Here is a 19,711-nt window from a genome sequence, read left to right on the forward strand (position 1 = left end):
ATCGCCGGACCCTTACGGGATCGCCGGACCCTTACGGGATCGCCGGACCCTTACGGGACGGCATGACCCGTAAGGGTTCACGGGGCCCGTAAGGGGCGGCACACCCGTGAGGGACGGTGGGACCGGCGAGCGACGGCTGGCCCCTCAAGGTCGGGCGGGCGCCCGCGCGCCGCCATCCCGGCCATCCCGACCGGGGGCCTGGCCCGAACCGGCCCGTCAGCCCGCGGGTGCGGCCGTGACCACGCCCGCCGCTATCGCCGCGCCGAGGGCCGCGTAGTCGTCGGCGTTCTGGCCCGCGTAGGCGAGGGCGAAGTCGGCCACGGCGCGGTCGAAGACGTCGGAGCCGCCCAGGTAGGCGGCGACGGCGATGCGGTCGCCGGAACGGGCGTGGGCGCGGGCCAGGGCGCGCCCGCAGAGCCGCGCGTAGTCCCGCAGCATGGTGGGCGACATGGTCTCGACCTCCGCCGAGCCCTTCATGTCGCGCAGTTGGCGCCAGTAGAAGTGCCGTCGTTCGGGCCCGGTCATCCAGCCGAGGAAGATGTCGCTGGCCGCCTGGGTGAGGCGCTGGCCGTGGACGACCCGCCGTCCCTGATGGGGGTAGGCGGTCGGGACGAGGTAGGGCTCCAGGACGGACGGCACGGCTTCCTTGATCTGGAGGACGAGCGGGTCGCCCGGGTCGCGTCCTTCGAGGAGGAGGACGGAGCAGCGGGTGCCGACGCTGCCGACGCCGACGACCTTGCGGGCGGCGTCGAGGAAGCGGTAGCGGTCGAGGAGGACGCGGCGCTCCTCGGAGAGGGAGCTGCGGTAGTCGCTGAAGATCTTGCCGAGGGTGACCCGGTCGAGGTCCGTGGTGCGTTCGAGGAGCGGCGGGTCCTCGACGAAGTGGCGGGTGCCGTCCGCGTCGGGGGCGGTCAGCTTGGCGAGCGCGTGGAGGCTGGTGCGGCGCCGGGCACGGGCGAGACGGCCGGCGACACGGGCGCGTTCCTGGCGGCGGACCAGGTGGACGAGGTCGTCGGCGTCGATCCGTTCGTACCAGACGGCGAGTTCGCCGAGTCCGGAGAGGCGGCGCATGTGGGTCCGGTAGGACTCGGTGGCGAGGAGGGCGGCACGGTGGGCCCCCGCCTTGGCGCTGCCGTTCTGGAGGGCGGCGACGGCGACGCTGGCGGCGAGCCGTTTCACGTCCCATTCGAAGGGTCCGGGGAGCGTCTCGTCGAAGTCGTTCACGTCGAAGAGGAGCAGCCGTTCGGGTGAGGCGTAGACCCCGAAGTTGAGGAGGTGGGCGTCGCCGCAGAGCTGGACGGTGAGTCCGGTGTGGCGGGGCGCGGCGAGGTCGGCGGCCATGACGGCGGCGGCGCCGCGCAGGAAGGCGAAGGGGGAGGCGGCCATCCGGGCGTACCGGAGGGGGACGAGGTCGGGCAGCCGGTCGGTGCACTGCCGTGCGAGGACGTCGAGGGGGTCGGGGCGCTGGGAGCTGGGTATCCAACGGCCGTGGGAGGATCGGGGGGCTCGTCGACGGGCTTCCTTGCCCCGTGCGGCGCGTTCCGACGGCGTCGTCATCCGGCCTCACCCGCCTTCGCCTCGGCGCGGTCCCTTGGCCCGCCACCTGCTACCTCATTACACGGTGCGACGCTCCTTTCGGCCACTCTGCCGGACCGGCCTAGCTAAATGGTTTAGACCAATGATAGGAATTGCTCACACAATCGACCCACGCGGTCACACAGAGCGAAGAAAGGTTTGATCATGGCCGAGCCCGATTTCGAGGCGGCGGTCCCGCCGCTCTACCTCCGGGTTGCCGCCTCGCTGCGCGAGGACCTCGCCGACCGGCGCATCGCCCCCGGCAGCAGGCTCCCTTCGGAGCGCTGCCTGTCCCAGCGGTACCACGTCAACCGACAGACCGTACGCAGCGCGCTGCAACTCCTGCGGGAGGAAAGGCTGGTGGTCACGGACCGACGAGGTACGTTCGCCGCGGGCGGGACGGACAGCCAGGACACCGGCCCGTCCCTGACGGCCCGTCGGCCGACCTTCCCGGGCGGCCCCCGCGCGGCGGAGGCCCTGGTCCGGGCCTCGCTGACCTGGGAGACACCGCCCGCGCCGCTGGCACCGAGGCTGCTGCTCACCCCGGGTGAGCCGACCCTCGTGCACCGGCACGTGGTGCTCGGGCCTCAGGGCAACGCGCTCCAGCGGGCGGTGTCCTGGTTCTCCCGGGCCGCCCTCACCGAGATCCCGCAGCTGTCCCGCTACCGGCGCGGACGGGACTACCGCCAGCAGCCGGACCTGCGGCTGCTGTACCACTGGATGCACCAGGCGGGGCTGCGGATCACCCACCGGGAGTCGGTCGGCGTTCCGCCCGGCCCCATGACGACGACGGCCGGCGGCGCGGCCCGGCTGGTCGTCCACCGGGTGGTGTCGGACCAGCACGGGCACGCGCTGGAGATCACGGACATCGACTGCTGCTCGTCCCGTTCGGCCTCCTGGACGTACGAGTTCAGCGCCTGACGGTGTTCCCGCTCCCGTCCGCAGGGGGAACGCGGACGGGACATGGGCCCGGTGTCAGACGATGCCCTCGGCGATCTCGGCCTCCTCGCGGGCCGTGCCGTAGGCCGTCGGAGTGCCGTACGAGCGGCGGGCGACGTACCACCAGACGCTGGCCAGGACGAGGACCACGGCCAGCGCGATCACGGCGTAGTTCATGCTGTCGACCGTCACGGGGGACTTCTGCGGCAGGCAGAACAGCACGGTCACCAGCGCCACCCAGACCACGGCGGTCCAGCCGATCGGCTTGCTCCAGCGGCCCAGACTCCACGGGCCGGGCGTGAACCGGTCTCCGGCGCGCAGCCGCAGATAGATCGGGATGGCGTAGGCGGGGGTGATGCCGATGACGTTGATCGCGGTCACGGCGCCGTAGGCGGTGGCCGAGTACAGCGAGGGGACGGCGAGCAGCGCGGCCACGGCCACCGAGAGCCAGACGGCGGGGACCGGGGTCTGGGTGCGGTTGCTGATCTTCCGCCAGATCGCCGAACCGGGCAGGGCGTTGTCGCGGCTGAAGGCGAAGACCATGCGACTGGCGGCGGCGACCTCGGCGTTGCCGCAGAAGAGCTGGGCGACGATGACCACGAGGAGCAGCGCGGTGGCGCCGCCGGTGCCGAGCGCGTCCAGGAAGATCTGGGCGGGCGGGACGCCGGTGGCGCTGTTCTGCGTGGCGGTGTAGTCCTGGATGGCGAAGGTCAGCCCGGCGAGCAGGGCGAATCCGGCGATCCAGGAGACCCAGATGGCCCGCACGATGCCCTTGGCGGCGGTGACGGAGGCGTTGGAGGTCTCCTCGGAGAGGTGGGCCGAGGCGTCGTAGCCGGAGAAGGTGTACTGGGCGAGCAGCAGGCCGATGGCGGCGACGTAGAAGGGGTTCGCCCAGCCGGTGTCGTTGACGAACTCGGTGAACACGAAGTCGACGGACTGGTGGTGGTCGGGGATGAACGCGAGGGCGCCGACGATGACGGCGACACCCGCGAGGTGCCACCAGACGCTGATCGAGTTCAGGACGCTGACCAGACGCACCCCGAAGAGGTTCAGGGTGGCGTGGAGCAGCAGGATCGCCAGGAAGATGAGGAAGGTGGACTCCGGGGTGGGCACGAAGCCCCACTGGAGGTTGAGGAACGCTCCCGTGAAGAGCGCGGCGCCGTAGTCGATGCCCGCGATGGCACCGAGCAGACCGAGCAGATTCAGCCAGCCCGTGTACCAGCCCCAGCGGCGCCCGCCGAGCCGGTCGGCCATGTAGTAGAGCGCGCCCGAGGTCGGATAGGCGCTGGTGACCTCGGCGAGGGCGAGGCCGACGCACAGGACGAAGAGACCGACGCCCGCCCAGCCCCAGAGCATCACGGCGGGTCCGCCGGTGCCCAGGCCGAAGCCGTACAGGGTCATGCAGCCGGAGAGGACGGAGATGACCGAGAAGCTGATGGCGAAGTTGCCGAAACCACCCATGCGGCGGGCCAGGACGGGCTGGTAGCCGAGCTCCCTGAGCCGCGCCTCCTCGTCATGGACGGGTGGGGGTGTGCGTATCGCGTCGGGCGCTGCGGTGCGGGGCATCGGTTCCTCCGGGGACGGGGGTGAGCGGTGGGGCGGAAGGGGTCGGGCGCGCGGCTCTCGGCCGTGGCGGGCTCAGCCGCTGAGACAGCGGGCGCGGGCGCGCAGGAAGACCTCTTCGGCCAGGGCGCGATCGTCCGGATGGGGGGTCCGGTACGCCCAGGGCAGGGTGGTGTAGAAGGGGCCGAGGGCCTCGAAGACCCGGGCCGCGTCGACGAAGTGCAGGGCGCCGTAGAGCGCGTGCGCGAGATGGTTCAGGTCGAGCAGCGAGGCGTCGTCGGTCGCGCAGAAGAAGAACCAGGTGTCGAGGGCGCGCTGGGCGTCGCGCACGGCGTCCTCGCCGACCCAGTGCAGGTCGAGGGCGCGTTCGTGGCCGCGTTCGCGCCGGTAGCGCTCGACGCGCACATAGAGCGGGAGGGCGTGCAGCGCGGAGCCGACGGGGGCCGAGGAGGCCGCCCAGTGCGAGTAGTTGACGGCCTCGGAGAGCGGTCCGGGGCGCCGGGCGTAGACGAACTGGAGCATCCGGTGGTGCGCCTCGCGGTTGTGCGGGTCGCGCTTCTCCGCCTCGGCGAGCAGCCCCCAGGGCCCCGGTGGCAGCATGGGGGCGGGCGGGGTGGCGCGGTGCTCGGCCATCCGCTGGCGTCCGTCGAGGGCGGCGAGGGCGATCAGCCCGATCCAGGGCACGGGGTCCTCGGGGGCGCGGTCGGCGGCGTCCCGGCAGGCGGTCCACGCCTCCTGCCACAGCTCCCTGGTGCGGGGATGGGCGCCGCGGTGCGCGCGTACGGCCCGTTCGACGGCGACCCGGCTGTGCATGACGGTGGCGGCCAGGCTGTCGGGCTGTTCGGCGCGCCAGGCGTGGACGACGTCGGTGCCCGCGGCGACGGCGGCGAGGACCTGGGTCCGCCGGGTCCAGCCGTCCCAGTCGGCCGTCTCGTCGAGGAGCCGGGCCATCGCCACCCAGCGCCCGGTGCGTAAGTCCTGGAGGGCGTGGCGCAGGGCGTGGTCGTGGCCCGCCGGGTGGTAGACGGGGCGGAAGCCCTGGGCGGCCATCAGGGGGTGGGGGGTGGTGTCGGTGACATGGGTCCTCGGTGGCTGGTGGGGGTGGTCAGTCCCCCGGCGGCGTCCCGGCCGTTGATCGGCGATCACTATAGAGGTCTCTGGACGTGACCGGTCCACTTTCTTCCGTGACGGTAACTATTCAGCCAGCGACTGAATTTGACTTACTGTCAGGTAGCCCGGTGGAGGTGACGGGCTCCCGGCCCGGGGCTTGACGCAGCCCCGCCGGGACGGCACTCTGACCCTTTTCGGTGATCGGGTGATCACCGTGCGGTCACCAGGACAGGAGCGGCACGATGACGGGCGGCCCCGTACTCGCCGTCGACCAGGGCACCTCGGGCACCAAGGCCCTCGTCCTCTGCCCCGAGCGCGGAGTCATCGGCAGCGGCACGGCGCCCGTGCGGCCCCGCCACCTGCCCGGCGGTCTGGTCGAGACCGACCCGCGTGAGCTGTACGACTCCGTGGTCGCCGCCGGACGCGCGGCACTCGCCGAGGCGGGCACCGGGGTCGCCGCCGTGGGCCTCGCCAACCAGGGCGAGACCGTCCTCGCCTGGGACCCCGGGACGGGCGAACCCCTCACCGACGCACTCGTCTGGCAGGACCGCAGAGCCGCCGCGCTCTGCGACGAACTAGCCCTCCACGAAGTCGAGTTGAGACACATCACCGGGCTTCCGGTGGACCCCTACTTCGCCGCGCCCAAGATGGCCTGGATCCGCCGCCACGCCACCGGCGCCGGGGTGGTCACCACCAGCGACGCCTGGCTGGTCCACCGGCTCACGGGCGCCTTCGTCACCGACACGGCGACCGCGGGCCGCACCGGACTCCTCGACCTGGACACCCTCGCCTGGTCCGGGACCGCCCTCGACCACTACGGCCTCGGCGGCGAACGCCTCCCCCGGATCGTGGACTGCGACACCCCCGTGGGCACCACCCGCGCCTTCGGCCCGCCGCTCCCCCTCACCGGCCTCCTGGTGGACCAGCAGGCCGCGCTCCTCGCCCAGAGCGCCGACGACGCGGCCGCCGCCAAGTGCACGTACGGCACCGGCGCCTTCCTCCTCGCCAGGACCGGGCCCGCGCCCCACCGCACCACCTCGGGCCTCGTCGGCTGCGTCGCCTGGCGGCTCCGCGGCCGGGTCACCCACTGCCTGGACGGACAGGTCTACACGGTCGCCTCCGCCGTCCGCTGGCTCACCGACCTCGGAGTCCTCACCGGCGCCGGGGAGATCGACACCGTCGGCGGCACCGTGGCCGACACCGGTGGGGTCACCTTCGTCCCGGCGCTCGCCGGACTCGCCGCGCCCTGGTGGCGCGGGGACGTGCGCGGCTCCCTCTCCGGCCTCGGCCTGGACACCACCCGGGGCCATCTGGTCCGCGCCCTCTGCGAGGGGATCGCCGCACAGGTCGTGGACCTCACCGCGGCCGTCACCGCGGAGCGGGGCGCGCCGCCGACCGCGCTGCGCGCCGACGGCGGGCTGACCCGGTCCGCGCTGCTCATGCAGACCCAGGCCGATCTGCTCCAACTGCCCGTCGAGGTCGCCGCGTCCCCCGACGCGACGGCCGTCGGCGTCGGCGCGGTGGCCCGCCTCGGCCACGACCCGCACCTCACCCTCGACCGGGCCGTGCCGCGGTGGAGGCCCTCTGCGGTGTACGAACCCCGGATCTCCCGCGACGAGGCCGAAACCCGTCTGGCCCGCTTCCGCACCGAGGTCACGTCACTGGCCGAAAGAACGGGTACCGGCGGGGCGGGCTCCGGCGGGACCGTCCCTGACGGGGCCGTATCCGGAGGGGTCGTACCCGGAAGGGTCCCACCCGGTGGAGCCGTTCCCGGTGGGGTCCGGTGAGCGTCACCCGGAAGGGGGCGCTGCCCGGTGGGCGCGACGACGTGTACGACGTCGTGGTCGTCGGCGCGGGTGTCGTCGGTTCCGCCGTGGCCCGCGCGCTGGCCCGCCATCCGCTGCGGATCGCGCTCGTGGACGCCTCGGACGACGTCGGCGACGGCACGTCGAAGGCCAACACGGCCATCCTGCACACCGGTTTCGACGCCGTCCCCGGGACCCTGGAGGCCCGCCTCGTCCATGAGGGCCACGGGCTGCTCTCCGCGTACGCCCGGGAGACCGGCATCCCCGTGGAACCCCTCGGCGCCCTGCTCGTGGCCTGGGACGAGCAGCAGCTCGCCGCCCTCCCCCGCCTCGCAGGGAAGGCCGTGCGCAACGGCCACCGCACCACCCGGCCCCTCTCCGCCGAAGCGCTCCGGTCCCGTGAACCGCACCTGGGACCCGGCGCCCTGGGGGCGCTCGACGTACCGGGCGAGTCCGTGATCTGCCCGTGGACGACGACCCTCGCGTACGCCACCCAGGCCGTCCGCTCCGGGGTGGACCTGCACCTCGGCTGCCGGGTGGAGGAGGTCCGGCCGGGCGAGCCGTACCACCGGCTCGGCACCCGGCGCGGTGTCCTGCGCGCCCGCTACCTCGTCAACGCCTGCGGACTCCACGCCGACGCGTTCGACGCGCTGGTCGGCCGCGAGGACTTCACCGTCACCCCGCGCCGGGGCCAGCTCCTCGTCTTCGACAAGTTCGCCCGCGGCCTCGTACGGCACATCCTGCTGCCCGTCCCCGGCCCGCTCGGCAAGGGGGTCCTGATCACCCCCACGGTGTACGGCAACGTCCTGCTCGGCCCCACCGCCGAGGACCTGACCGACAAGACCGCCACCGGCACCACGGCGGACGGGCTCGCCGGACTCCGCGAGCGGGGCGGCCGCGTCCTGCCCGCCCTGCTCGACGAGGAGGTCACCGCCGTCTACGCCGGACTGCGCGCCGCCACCGGCCAGGAGGACTACCGGATCGCCGCGCATCCGGAGCTGCGGTACGTGACGGTGGGCGGGATCCGCTCCACCGGCCTCACCGCCTCCCTGGCCGTCGCCGAACACGTCCGGGGGCTGCTCGCCGACTGCGGCCTCGACCCGGGCCCCGAACGGCCGCTCGCCGCGATCACGATGCCGAACCTCGGCGAAGCCTTCCCCCGCCCCTACCGGGACGCCCGGCTCATCGCCCGCGACCCCGAGTTCGGCTCGATCGTCTGCCACTGCGAGCGGGTCACCCGGGGCGAGATCCGCGCCGCCCTCACCTCGACGATCCCCCCGGGCGGCCTCGACGGTCTGCGCCGCAGGACCCGCGCGCGGGGCGGCCGCTGCCAGGGCCACTACTGCGGCGCGGAGGTGCGCGCGCTCTTCGAGGAACACGGACGCCCTCGGCGGGGCGGGGAGGAACGACGGTGAACGGCGCTCCCGCCGCACGCGCGCGTGCGCAGGCACCCGTACGAGGAGCGGCTCCGGTACGCCGGACCCTCGGCGCGCGGACCGTGACGGCCGTACGGGGAGGGACCCGGTGAACCGTACGGTCGACGTCCTGGTCGTGGGCGCGGGCCCCGCCGGGCTCGCCGCCGCCGCCCGGCTCGCGGCGGCCGGTGCGGGCCGCGTCGAGGTCCTGGAACGGGAACGGGCCGCGGGCGGTGTCCCCCGGCACTGCGCGCGCCCCGGCTTCGGCGCGGACGCCCGGGGCCGCCCCCTGGACGGCCCCGGATACGCGCGGCGCGCAGTGCGCGCCGCGCTCCGCGCCGGGGCGACCGTCCGCACCGGCGTGTCGGCCACCGGCTGGGCCGGTCCCCTGACCCTCGACGTCACCGCCCCCACCGGCCTCGAACAGATCCGGGCCCGCGCCGTGGTCCTCGCCACCGGCGCCCGCGAACGGCCCCGCGGCGCACGGCTCGTCCCGGGCTCACGGCCCGCCGGGGTGTTCACCACCGGAGAGCTCCAGCGACTGGTCCTGTCCGGCCGGACCTGGCAGGAGCCGGTCGGCCACCGGGCCGTGGTCGTCGGCGGCGAAGCCGTGGCACGTGGTGCGGTGCGGACCCTGCGCGCGGCCGGGGTCCAGGTCGTGGCGGTCGTCGGTGCACACCCGGCGCGCCCGCGCGCCTTCGGACCGGTGCCGGTGCTCACCGACACGGTCGTGACGGAACTGCGCGGGCGCGGCCGGCTCACCGGGGTCGTCGTCCGGGGCGGCGACGGGCGCGCCCACGTCCTGCGCTGCGACACGGTGGTCTTCACCGGCGACTGGATCCCCGACCACGAACTGGCCCGCGCCGGTGGGCTGCCGCTCGCCCCGGGCATCCGGGGGCCGGTGACGGACAGCGCCTTCCACACCGCCGAGCCGGGTGTCTTCGCCGTCGGGAACCTGCTGCACGGCGGGGAACCGGCGCAGACGGCCGCCGCCGAGGGCCGGGCGGTGGCGGCGGCCGTGCTCGACCGGCTCGCCGGACGGCCCTGGCCCGGCGGCGGAGTGCCGGTCACGACGGCGGGGCCGCTGCGCCGGGTGACGCCGGGGCTCCTCGGTACGGAACCGGTGACCCTCCTCGTACGGCCCGAGCGGCGGCTCGTACGGCCGCTCCTGACCGTCAGCCAGGACGGTTCCCCGCTGCGGCGGGAGCGGTTGCGGGGGACGCTCGACCCCGGGCGTCCGCTGCGGCTGGCACCCCGGTGGACCGACGGCGTGGACCCGGCGGGCGGCCCGGTGGTGCTCGGCGCGGAGGAGTGAGCCTCCGGGGCGGCGGCGCCGCGAGGGCCGGGGCCTTCGGTCACACTGGCGACATGCCGGACAAACGCAGCGCGGGTCTCCTCGTCTTCCGCCGTACGACGGACGGGGGCGTCGAAGTCCTCATCGGCCATATGGGCGGGCCCCTGTGGGCCTCCCGGGAACAGGCGGCCTGGTCGATCCCCAAGGGCGAGTACGGGCCGGACGAACCGCCGGAGGCGGCGGCTCGCCGCGAGTTCCAGGAGGAACTGGGCCTTCCGGCCCCGGAGGGCCCGTGGCTCGATCTGGGCGAGTCCCGGCAGCGCGGCGGCAAGGTCGTCACGGTCTGGGCCGTCGAGGGCACCCTCGACCCGGCGGCGGTCGTACCGGGCACGTTCACCATGGAGTGGCCGCCCCGGTCCGGGGTCCGCGCGGAGTTCCCCGAGATCGACCGGGTGGCCTGGTACCCGCCGGACAGGGCCGTCCCGCTCCTCGTCGAGGGCCAGCGGGTGTTCCTGGAACGCCTCTCGGCGCGGCTCGAAGGACGGGCCTGAGCACGGCGGGGACGACGTGTTCTGTGCCGGGAGGGGAAGCGGGCCGGGTCCCGTGGAGGGCCGGGCCGGGGCACCGGTCGGGTCCCGCCCCGGCGGGCTCCGGTAGCGGTCCGCCCGGCCTGAGCCGTGGAGGACGGCGACGAGTTGCCCCGGCGGCACCTGGGCGAACTCGTCTCCGGACGGCCCGGGAAGACGTTCCCCGGGACACGGAGGGCCTGAGGCCCGACGCCCGACCCCCGACCCCAGCCCCGGACTCCCGAGCCCGGACTCCCGAGCCCGGACTCCCGACCACGGACTCCCGACCACGGGCCACGGGCCACAGCGATCGGAGCCCACCCCGGCACATCGTTGTCAGACCTGTGGGCGAGAGTTGGGGTTGCCGAACTGTCGAGAGGGAGCCCGACATGACCACGATCACCGCCCCGGAGCGCGCGGCCGCCCAGGCGTATCTGCGGCTGCTCCAGTCCACCCGGGCCGTGCTGACCGATCCCCGCCTCGCCCCGCGCGCGGGAGAGATGCTCACCCGGCCGATGGCCGAGGTGGACGAGGCTCTCCGCGCGGCGGGCCTGGAGGGGAACGAGGACCGGCTGCTGCGTCTGGTGTCGTCCTTGCGGAGCTTCCCACCGGCCCCGGGGGAGCACGACGACCCGCCACCGCCACAGGGGTGACGGACCCTCAGGGAAGCGGCCGGACCGGCAGCTCGCTGACACTGTTGCCGACGAAGCCCGCGTGGCGGCGCAGCGCGGACTCGGGGGCGGCGAGGTCGAGTTCCGGGAAACGGGTGAAGAGCGCCCGCAGGGCCACGGTCGCCTCCAGCCGGGCCAGCGGCGCGCCCAGGCAGTAGTGGGGGCCGTGCCCGAGCGACAGGTGCTTCACCGTCGGCGTACGGGTGATGTCGAAGCGGTCGGCGTCCGGGCCGTGGGTCTTCGGGTCCCGGCCTGCCGCCGAGTATCCGGCCAGCACGGGGGTGCCCCGGGGGATCGGGGTGCCGTCGAGCGTCAGGTCCCGGACGGGGTAGCGGAACGGGAAGTAGCTGACCGGGCTGTCCCAGCGCAGGGTCTCCTCCACCACGTCCGCCCAGGTGGCACGGCCCTCCAGGACCAGGGTCAGCTGGTCCCGGTGGGCGCAGAGCGCCCGGACCGCGTTGGTCACCAGGTTCAGGGTCGTCTCGTGTCCCGCGATGATCATCAGCAGCAGGGTGCCGATCAGTTCGGCCTGCCCGAGGCGGTCGCCGCCCTCGTCGCGGGCGGCGATCAGGGCACTGGTGAGGTCGTCGCCGGGTGCGGCGGTCTTCTCGGCGGCGACGGTGGCGAGGATTCCGGCGAGTTCCCGGTTCGCGGCGACGGCCCGCGCGGGCTCGGTGTCGGTGGCGACGACCAGATCGGAGAGGTCGTGCAACCGCTCCTGATGGGCCGGGTCCACGCCGAACAGTTCGCAGATGACACCGAGCGGCAGCGGCAGCGCGTAGTTCCGGCGCAGGTCCGCGACACCGCCGCCGGTCCGGGCGGCCTCGGCGAGTCCGTCGAGGAGTTCGGCGGTGACCGCCTCGACACGGGGGCGCAGTTCCTCGATGCGGCGGGCGGTGAAGGCGCTGCTGACCAGGGTCCGTAACCGGCGGTGGTCGGCGCCGTCGGCGGTCGTCATCCCGGGGACGGTCGCGAAGGTCCGCAGCGGCCACCCTTCGGGTACGCGCCCCTCGGCGAGGGCGGCGAAGTGCTGCGGGCCCTTGGCGACGTCGGGGTGGGCGAGGAACTCGCGGAGGGCGTCGTGGCCGAGGACCGCCATGCCCTCGATCCCGCCGGGCAGGACGACCGGGACGACGGCCCCTCCGGCGAGCAGCCGGGCGTTGTCGGCGTGCGGACAGCCGCCCGCCGGGTCCAGACGGTGCGGGGTACGGCCGGATGCGGAGCGGTGCGGTGTCGTGTCCATGGAGAGAACTCCTGACTACGGGGAGCGGTCCGGTACGGCGGAACGGTCGTGCGGGGCGGCAGCCTCACGGGGGCCTGTGGGGCGGGGCCTTGTGGGACGGAGCCTCGCGGGGCGGGGGCCTCGCGGGGCGGGTCGTCGGCGGGTGGGCCGGGTGGAGCGGGCCCGGTGAGACAGGCGCTGTGGAGCGGGCGCGGTCGAGCGCGGACGGTGGAGTACGCGTAGAGGGACGGGCGCGGTGGAACGGCGTGGTGGTTCCGGGCGGTCCGATCCTACGGTCGGCTCCCCTCCGCGCGTACCGGTTCGTCCCCCGTCGCTCTTCCCTCCGTACGCCCGCCGGGTCCGCCCCGGCCCAGGAGTTCCGCCAGGCCCCGGCGGGTGGCCGCGACCACGACCCGGTCCCCCGGCCGGAGGAGCCGGTCGGGTTCCAGGCGCCACGTCCGGTTCCCGTCCCGGCGCCGGTCCGCCGGGCCGACGCGGCTCCCGTCGAGGGCGAGGACCCGCCAGGCCCCCGGCCGGAAGGCCTCCGCCACGGTCAGGCCGTCGAGCAGCGGATGGTCCGCGACGTCCACGGCGGCGAAGAGGAGCACCCGGCGTTCCACGGGGACGGCGCCGAGCACCTCCCGTCCCTGCATGGCCGCCGCGAAGGCGGGCGCGGAGAGGTGGGAGACGCTGCGGCTCCGCGTCAGGGCGGCGGGGTGCGCGGTCCGCAGGGTGCGGAAGACGGCGGTCGCGAAGTCGTCGTCGAACAGGCGCAGGACGACCCGGAGGTCCGGCGTGACGGCGCGGGCGGAGAGCGCCGCCTCAAGATTGGTGATGTCGACGCTGGTGAGGGCGAGGAGGGCGTGCGCCCGGTGGATGCGGGCGGCCTCCAGGACTCCTTCCTCCGTGACGTCTCCGACGACGGTGGGGACACGGAGCCTGCGGGCGACCGCGATGCCCCGGGCCTCGGGGTCGGACTCGACGCACACCACGGGGATGCCGAGCCCCCGCAGCCGGGCGAGGACCCGGGTGCCGACCTTGCCCAGGCCGAGGAGGACGACGTGGCCGGAGAGCCCCCGGGGCGGGCGCCGCAGGGTGGTGGCGGAGCGGAAGGTGCCGAGTCCTTCGAGCAGGGCGGCAACGATCACCGGCAGCAGGAGCAGCCCGACGAACCCGGCGAGGATCTGCAGGACCTGGCGGCTGGTCGCCTCGCCGACCGCCGGATCGCCGATGGCGAAGATGTCGAGGAGCGTCAGATAGGCCGCGTGCAGCGGGTGGTCGCCGGTGGTGAAGGTGGAGGCCAGGGCCAGCGCGAGGACGGCGGCGGCCGCTCCGGCCAGGGACCAGCGCAGTCTGCGGGAGAAGAGGGAGGCGACGGGCAGCGCGGACGCGGCGAGCCGGGCGGCGGGCGCGGCGGGACCCGCCGCGGTGACCGCTTCGAGGGTGACGGCGGCGCGGCCGGTGGCGGCGGCGACCGTACGGTCGTCGGGGAGCAGGCGCGGGCCGTCCTCGCCGCTGCGCTCGGAGCCCTCGCAGCCCGCGGGGTCCCCTGCCGTCGCGGAGAGCAGCGCGAGGGTGCAGCGGCCCGGGTCGGGGGCCTGTCCGGCGGCGGGCAGCCGTTCGACGGCGTGCAGCAGCAGTCCGCCCGCCTGTACGACCTTGCTGGTGCCCGCGACCGCGGCGGCGGCGAGGCCGGGCGCTGCGGTGTCCGCGTCGGAGAGGACGGTGGTCGCGGCGTCGAGCTTCTCCGGGTCGAGGCCCGGTTCGGCGACGGCGGCGGCCTGGTCGAGCAGGGTCTCGAAGTGCTGTCCGAGCTTGCGGTTGTAGAGCCGGATGACCAGGCGCAGCCGGGGGTTGAGGCGGCGGGCGGCGAGCGCGGCCCGGATGTTGGTCTCGTCGTCCTCGTGGACGAGGGCGAGTGCGGCGGCCCGCTCGACACCGGCTTCGGTGAGGGCCCGGTCGTCGGCCTCGGCCGCCGCCACGATCCGTAGGGCGCCGGTGGTCCCGCCGTCGTCGTCGGTGGCGGGGTCCGGGACGGTGGCGGGGGCCGTGGTGCGGGTGACGGCGGCGGTGACCCGTCCGAAGAGGGCCAGGGCGCGGCCCGACCGGGCTGTGGGCGTGCGGGGCGCGTCGGCCCCGGCGGGGACGAGGAGGGTGACCCGCTCCCCGTACACCTCGTGCAGCTCGCCCGCCAGTCGGTGGGCGAGGGCGTCGTCGCCGCAGACGATCATGTGCCCGTCGGGGTCGGTACGGGGCTGCCGCTCGGGCCGGAGCGCGGGCGCGCCGAAGGGCCCGCCGGGGAGACCGGGGGTCCGGGCGGGTCCGGGGACCGTCCGGTGGGCCGGGGCGGCGGCCGGCACCGGGACGCTCCCGGCCGGAACGGTGTTGCTCTGGTTCGGGTATGAGGGCACGTCACCAGGATGCCCTGCGGCACCGACAGCGGTCCGGAGGGGCGGGAGCGGCCGTCCCCGCAGGGTGGGGAGGAGGGGGTGGGGAGGGCTCGTACGGGCGGCTCGGGAGGAGCGCGTACGGAGCCCGCCCCGAAGTGGTCCTCCCAGCGGGACGGCTCGCTCGGAATGTTCGTACGGGCCGGACGGAGGCCCGCCCGGAGTCGGCGGGTACGGAGCCCGCGCGGACGGGTCGGCGGCGAGGCCGGGGGCGGGTCCGGTCATGGCTCCGGAGGCAGATCGGGGCGAGTGCGGGGCGGGTCCGGGGCAGGTCCGGGGCAGGTCCGCGCGGGTTCAGGACGGGTCCGGGGCGGGTCCGGAGGCCGTGGCGGACGGTGTCGCGGGGCGGCCGGGCGGTGTGCCACACCCGTACGGCACGTACGCTACGCCGGTCGGCGCACTCCGATCTGCGCGGGCGGCGCCCGGTTCCTAGGGTGGCTGAATGATCGTCACGTCAGCTGTCCGTCACGCTGCCGCCGGTACCGCGGCGCTGCTGCTGGTGCTGCCCGTCCCGGCGGCCTCGGCCTCCTCCGTCACCTCCGCCCCGGCGCTCGGGGTGGGCACCGCCCTCGCGGAACCGACGCCGCCCGCGCGACAGTACGTCGACCCGGCGCTGCTCGACCGGACGGGCACCCAGGTGCAGGTCCTGCCGGGGGTGCCCGCCGCTCCGTCGGTCTCCGCACTGTCGTGGGTGGTGGCGGACGCCTCCACGGGCGAGGTGCTCGCCGCCCGGAACGCGCACCGGAAGCTTCCGCCCGCCAGCACCCTGAAGACGCTGTTCGCGCTCACCGCGCTCCCCCGCCACGAGCCGTCCGAGCAGCACACCGTGGCCGATTCCGAGCTGACCGGGATCGGGGACGGCAGCAGCCTGGTCGGGGTGAGGGAGGGGTACACGTACAAGGTCTCCGACCTGTGGAACGGTGTCTTCCTCAGCTCGGGGAACGACGCCGTGCACGTGCTGGCCGCGATGAACGGCGGCTGGGACTCGATGACCCGGCAGATGCAGGAGAAGGCCAGGTCCCTGGGCGCCCGGGACACGCACGTGGTGTCCCCCGACGGGTACGACGCGCCGGGGCAGGTCTCGTCCGCGTACGACCTGGCGCTGTTCGGCAGGGCAGGACTGCAGGACCCGGAGTTCACCCGGTACTGCTCGACCCGGTACGCGGACTTCCCTGCGGGCGGCTGGTCGTTCGGCATCGCGAACACCAACCGGCTGCTGACCGGCGCGGACGGAGTCGCCCACTATCCGGGGCTCATCGGGATCAAGAACGGTTACACGAGCGGCGCGGGCAACACGCTGGTCTCCGCCGCCCGGCGGGGCGACCGGACCCTGGTCGTCTCGGTGATGAACCCGCAGTCCGGGGGCGGCTTCGCGGTGTACGAGGAGGCCCGCGAGCTGCTCGACTGGGGCTTCAGGGCGGCGGGCCGGGTCCTGCCGGTGGGATCGCTGCTGCCGGAGAGGACCAAGGCGCCGGAGACCGGCGGGACGCACGCGCTGTCGGTGGCCCACGGCGGCAACGCGGTCGGCACGGACGACGCCGAGGCACGCGCCGGGGCGGTGCCGGGCAGGGAGACGGGCCACGGCGCGGCCCCCTCGGGCCTCTCGGCGGGTCTGCCGCTGGCCCTCGTGGGTTCGGCCTGCGCGGCGGCCCTGGCGCTGTGGGGCCGCCGCCGGAGGGCCGCGCGCCGCACGGACTGACCGGGCGTCGGCCCTTCGGGCGCAGGGTGCCGGGCGCCGTGGTGGACGTGGTCGGGGCGCCCCCGCGCGCGGGGAGCCCTCGTGGGAAGAGCGACCACCGCGTCCCGATCGGCTCCCCACCCGCCCGCCCGGGGAGCCAGGGGACGGCCCGCGCACCCCGATGGAGCCGGTACCGGGGTCCCACGCGCGCGTGGGACCCGGATCGGCGGGGGCCCGGGGCTCGGGTTCCCCGCGCGCGTGGACTCCCGGGCGATCGTCCGCCCGCCGGTCCGGGTCCGTACGACCGGGGGTTCCCCGCGCGCGGGGAACCCCCGGTCCGCCCCTCCGCCGGATGCCTCAGGTGGGAGCCGACAGGGGCGTCACGCCCCCACGTAGGCCGCCAGGTGCTCGCCGGTCAGGGTCGAGCGGGCCGCCACCAGTTCCGCGGGGGTGCCCTCGAAGACGATCGTGCCGCCGTCGTGTCCCGCGCCGGGGCCGAGGTCCACGATCCAGTCCGCGTGGGCCATGACCGCCTGGTGGTGCTCGACCACGATGACCGACTTCCCGGAGTCCACGAGCCGGTCCAGCAGCCCGAGGAGCTGCTCGACGTCCGCGAGGTGAAGTCCGGTGGTCGGCTCGTCCAGGACGTAGACGCCGCTCTTCTCGCCCATGTGCGTGGCCAGCTTCAGGCGCTGGCGCTCGCCCCCGGAGAGCGTGGTGAGCGGCTGGCCGAGGCTGACGTATCCCAGGCCGACGTCGGCGAGCCGGGCCAGGACGCGCTGCGCCGCCGGGGTCTTCGCCTCGCCGGAGCCGAAGAACTCCTCGGCGTCGGTCACGGACATCGCGAGGACCTCGCTGATGTCCCGGCCGCCGAGCAGGTATTCGAGGACCGCGGGCTGGAACCGCTTGCCCTCGCAGTCCTCGCAGGTGGAGGAGACCCCGGCCATCATGCCGAGGTCCATGTAGATGACGCCCGCGCCGTTGCAGGTGGGGCAGGCGCCCTCGGAGTTGGCGCTGAACAGCGCGGGCTTCACGCCGTTGGCCTTGGCGAACGCCTTGCGGATCGGGTCGAGGAGACCCGTGTACGTCGCCGGGTTGCTGCGGCGCGAGCCCCGGATCGGGCTCTGGTCGATCGAGACGACGTCCTCGCCCGCCGGGATCGAGCCGTGGACGAGGGAGCTCTTGCCGGAGCCCGCGACACCCGTGACGACGGCGAGGACCCCGAGCGGGATGTCGACGTCCACGTCCCGCAGGTTGTGGGAGCGGGCGCCCCGGATCTCCAGGACCCCGCTCGGCCGCCGGACCTCGCTCTTGACGGACGCCCGGTCGTCGAGGTGCCGCCCGGTGACGGTGTCCGCGCCGCGCAGCCCGTCGACCGTGCCCTCGAAGCAGACCGTGCCGCCCTCCGTACCGGCGCCGGGGCCCAGGTCGACGACGTGGTCGGCGATGGCGATGGTCTCCGGCTTGTGCTCCACGACGAGGACCGTGTTGCCCTTGTCGCGCAACTGGAGCAGGAGGCCGTTCATCCGCTGGATGTCGTGCGGGTGCAGGCCGACGGTGGGCTCGTCGAAGACGTACGTGACGTCGGTGAGCGAGGAGCCGAGGTGCCGGATCATCTTGACGCGCTGCGCCTCGCCGCCGGACAGGGTGCCCGCGGGCCGGTCGAGGGAGAGGTAGCCGAGGCCGATCTCGACGAAGGAGTCCAGGGTCAGCTGGAGCGCGGTGAGCAGGGGCGCGACGGACGGTTCGGAGAGGCCCCGGACCCAGGCGGCGAGGTCGCTGATCTGCATGGCGCAGGCGTCGGCGATGCTGATCTTCCGGATCTTCGAGGACCTGGCTCCCTCGGAGAGGCGGGTGCCGTCGCACTCGGGGCAGGTGGTGAAGGTGACGGCCCGCTCCACGAAGGCCCGGATGTGCGGCTGCATCCCCTCCTTGTCCTTGGCCAGGAAGGACTTCTGGATGCGGGGGACGAGTCCCTCGTACGTCATGTTGATGCCCGCGATCTTCATGCGGGCGGGCTCGTGGTGGAGGAAGTCCTGGAGTTCCTTCTTGGTGTAGCGGCGGATCGGCTTGTCGGCGTCGACGAGACCGGACTCGGCGTAGAGGCGGTAGTTCCAGCCGCCGGGGGTGAAGCCGGGGATGGTGAGCGCGCCCTCGTTGAGCGACTTGGAGTCGTCGTAGAGCTGTGTGAGGTCGATGTCGGAGACCGTGCCGCGGCCCTCGCAGCGGGGACACATGCCGCCGGTGCGCCGGAAGGTGGTCCTGACGGCCTTCTTGTCGCCGCGCTCGACGGTGATCGCGCCGCTGGCCTTCACCGAGGGAACGTTGAACGCGTACGCGCTGGGCGGGCCGATGTGCGGCGCGCCGAGGCGGCTGAAGAGGATGCGGAGCATCGCGTTGACGTCGGTGGCGGTGCCGACCGTGGAGCGCGGGTCGGCGCCCATCCGCTGCTGGTCGACGATGATCGCGGTGGTGAGCCCGTCGAGGACGTCCACCTCGGGGCGGGCCAGGGTGGGCATGAATCCCTGGACGAAGGAGCTGTACGTCTCGTTGATGAGCCGCTGCGACTCGGCGGCGATCGTGTCGAAGACGAGGGAGCTCTTGCCCGAACCGGAGACCCCGGTGAAGACCGTGAGCCGGCGCTTCGGGATCTCGATGCTGACGTCCTTGAGGTTGTTCTCGCGTGCTCCGTGCACGCGGATCAGGTCGTGCCGGTCGGCCGGGTGCGGCGTCTTGTCCGCCCTCGGGGCCTTGCTCATCGTCTCTCCAGCTGTCGCACGGGTCCGGGACACGGACCGGCGCGTCCTGCCGTGTCCGACGGCGGACGTGTCGCGAGGTCCATGACTGCCACGCTAGTCGCGGCCGGACCGTGACGCTTCTCAAATCCTGACCGAAGCCGACCGAAGCCGGACGCCCGCCGCCGGAAAGCCCGGAGCGTCGTTCTCGTACGGCTGGCCTTCCGCCACTGCCGGGGCCCGTGCTCGTACGGCCCGGGATGTCCGTCCCGTGCGCCCGAGGGCCGGTACTCGTGAGGCCCGGCGTCCTTCCCCGTACGGCCCGGGGCGTCGGCTCAGGCTCCGGGGAGGCCTTCGAGGGGCTGCCGGGGCGTGGGGCGTTTTCCGGCCAGGTGTCGTTCGGCGGCGCGGACGGCCGCGGGGGCGGTCCGCTCTCCCATGAGGACGCACAGGGTGTAGGCCGTGTCCTCGAAGCGGCTGCGGGCCGACAGGTCGAGGGGCCTGGCCAGGACGGTCCGCTCCTGGGCGCGGTAGTGCCGGAGCAGCCGGTCGACCGTCTTCGTGTCGGGCAGCAGCATGGGGCCCTCCTGTCTCGTGGCTCGTTCCATACTCCCGGCCGCCCGCCGCGTACGCGACCGGCACGGACACGCTGCGTGACGAGACGGGGTCCGCCATCCTCCCGGGGCGCGGC

At 74.5% G+C, this 19,711-nt stretch carries 14 protein-coding genes; 7 read left to right on the top strand and 7 right to left on the bottom strand.

Features of this window, described 5'->3' with window-relative positions:
• Positions 1-216 precede the first annotated feature (216 nt).
• On the bottom strand, positions 217-1,557 hold the full coding sequence (locus ACIO92_RS19165) for a DUF2252 domain-containing protein (protein WP_366444484.1): 1,341 nt from the start codon (positions 1,555-1,557) through the stop codon (positions 217-219).
• 183 nt (positions 1,558-1,740) lie between these two features.
• Between ACIO92_RS19165 and ACIO92_RS19170 the strand changes: the two genes are divergently transcribed.
• Complete coding sequence (locus ACIO92_RS19170) at positions 1,741-2,496, top strand: GntR family transcriptional regulator (RefSeq protein ID WP_366444483.1); 756 nt, start codon at positions 1,741-1,743, stop codon at positions 2,494-2,496.
• A gap of 54 nt (positions 2,497-2,550) precedes the next feature.
• On the opposite strand, the gene ACIO92_RS19175 is transcribed toward ACIO92_RS19170, so the two are convergent.
• Complete coding sequence (locus ACIO92_RS19175; RefSeq protein WP_366444482.1) at positions 2,551-4,080, bottom strand: amino acid permease; 1,530 nt, start codon at positions 4,078-4,080, stop codon at positions 2,551-2,553.
• A 72-nt stretch (positions 4,081-4,152) separates the two neighbouring features.
• Positions 4,153-5,127, bottom strand: coding sequence for a hypothetical protein (locus ACIO92_RS19180; RefSeq protein WP_366444550.1), 975 nt, complete (start codon positions 5,125-5,127; stop codon positions 4,153-4,155).
• A gap of 302 nt (positions 5,128-5,429) precedes the next feature.
• On the opposite strand from ACIO92_RS19180, the gene ACIO92_RS19185 reads away from it, so the two are divergent.
• From ACIO92_RS19185 to ACIO92_RS19205, 5 genes are all read left to right on the top strand, one after another.
• Positions 5,430-6,974, top strand: a complete 1,545-nt coding sequence (locus ACIO92_RS19185; RefSeq protein WP_402281943.1) for an FGGY family carbohydrate kinase — start codon at positions 5,430-5,432, stop codon at positions 6,972-6,974.
• The gene (locus ACIO92_RS19190) at positions 6,971-8,407 is read left to right on the top strand and encodes an FAD-dependent oxidoreductase (RefSeq protein ID WP_402281941.1); all 1,437 of its coding nucleotides are present in this window, start codon (positions 6,971-6,973) and stop codon (positions 8,405-8,407) included. The genes ACIO92_RS19185 and ACIO92_RS19190 overlap by 4 nt, the downstream gene beginning before the upstream one ends.
• Positions 8,408-8,516: 109 nt before the next feature.
• Positions 8,517-9,722 carry an FAD-dependent oxidoreductase gene (locus tag ACIO92_RS19195; RefSeq protein WP_402281939.1) on the top strand — a complete coding sequence of 402 codons (1,206 nt, stop codon included), beginning with the start codon at positions 8,517-8,519 and terminating at the stop codon, positions 9,720-9,722.
• A gap of 53 nt (positions 9,723-9,775) precedes the next feature.
• Positions 9,776-10,252: an NUDIX domain-containing protein gene (locus ACIO92_RS19200; protein ID WP_401237117.1), complete on the top strand. Its 477-nt coding sequence runs from the start codon at positions 9,776-9,778 to the stop codon at positions 10,250-10,252.
• A 404-nt stretch (positions 10,253-10,656) separates the two neighbouring features.
• Positions 10,657-10,920 carry a hypothetical protein gene (locus ACIO92_RS19205; RefSeq protein WP_366444473.1) on the top strand — a complete coding sequence of 88 codons (264 nt, stop codon included), beginning with the start codon at positions 10,657-10,659 and terminating at the stop codon, positions 10,918-10,920.
• A gap of 7 nt (positions 10,921-10,927) precedes the next feature.
• Here the strand turns inward: ACIO92_RS19205 and ACIO92_RS19210 are convergent, their stop codons facing one another.
• Positions 10,928-12,181, bottom strand: coding sequence for a cytochrome P450 (locus ACIO92_RS19210; protein WP_402281937.1), 1,254 nt, complete (start codon positions 12,179-12,181; stop codon positions 10,928-10,930).
• A 269-nt stretch (positions 12,182-12,450) separates the two neighbouring features.
• Positions 12,451-14,391, bottom strand: coding sequence for an NAD-binding protein (locus ACIO92_RS19215; RefSeq protein WP_366444549.1), 1,941 nt, complete (start codon positions 14,389-14,391; stop codon positions 12,451-12,453).
• Between the two features lie 658 nt (positions 14,392-15,049).
• Between ACIO92_RS19215 and ACIO92_RS19220 the strand changes: the two genes are divergently transcribed.
• Complete coding sequence (locus ACIO92_RS19220) at positions 15,050-16,306, top strand: serine hydrolase (RefSeq protein ID WP_366444470.1); 1,257 nt, start codon at positions 15,050-15,052, stop codon at positions 16,304-16,306.
• A gap of 359 nt (positions 16,307-16,665) precedes the next feature.
• Here ACIO92_RS19220 and ACIO92_RS19225 read toward each other — a convergent pair whose 3' ends face one another.
• Both ACIO92_RS19225 and ACIO92_RS19230 read right to left on the bottom strand, forming a co-directional pair.
• A complete protein-coding gene (locus ACIO92_RS19225) occupies positions 16,666-19,044 on the bottom strand; it encodes an excinuclease ABC subunit UvrA (RefSeq protein WP_366444469.1) in 2,379 nt (792 codons plus the stop codon).
• A 311-nt stretch (positions 19,045-19,355) separates the two neighbouring features.
• Complete coding sequence (locus ACIO92_RS19230; protein ID WP_366444468.1) at positions 19,356-19,598, bottom strand: DUF5133 domain-containing protein; 243 nt, start codon at positions 19,596-19,598, stop codon at positions 19,356-19,358.
• Between the last annotated feature and the right edge of the window lie 113 nt (positions 19,599-19,711).

Source organism: Streptomyces sp. NPDC087215, from assembly GCF_044744885.1.
Taxonomy (GTDB): Bacteria; Actinomycetota; Actinomycetes; order Streptomycetales; family Streptomycetaceae; genus Streptomyces.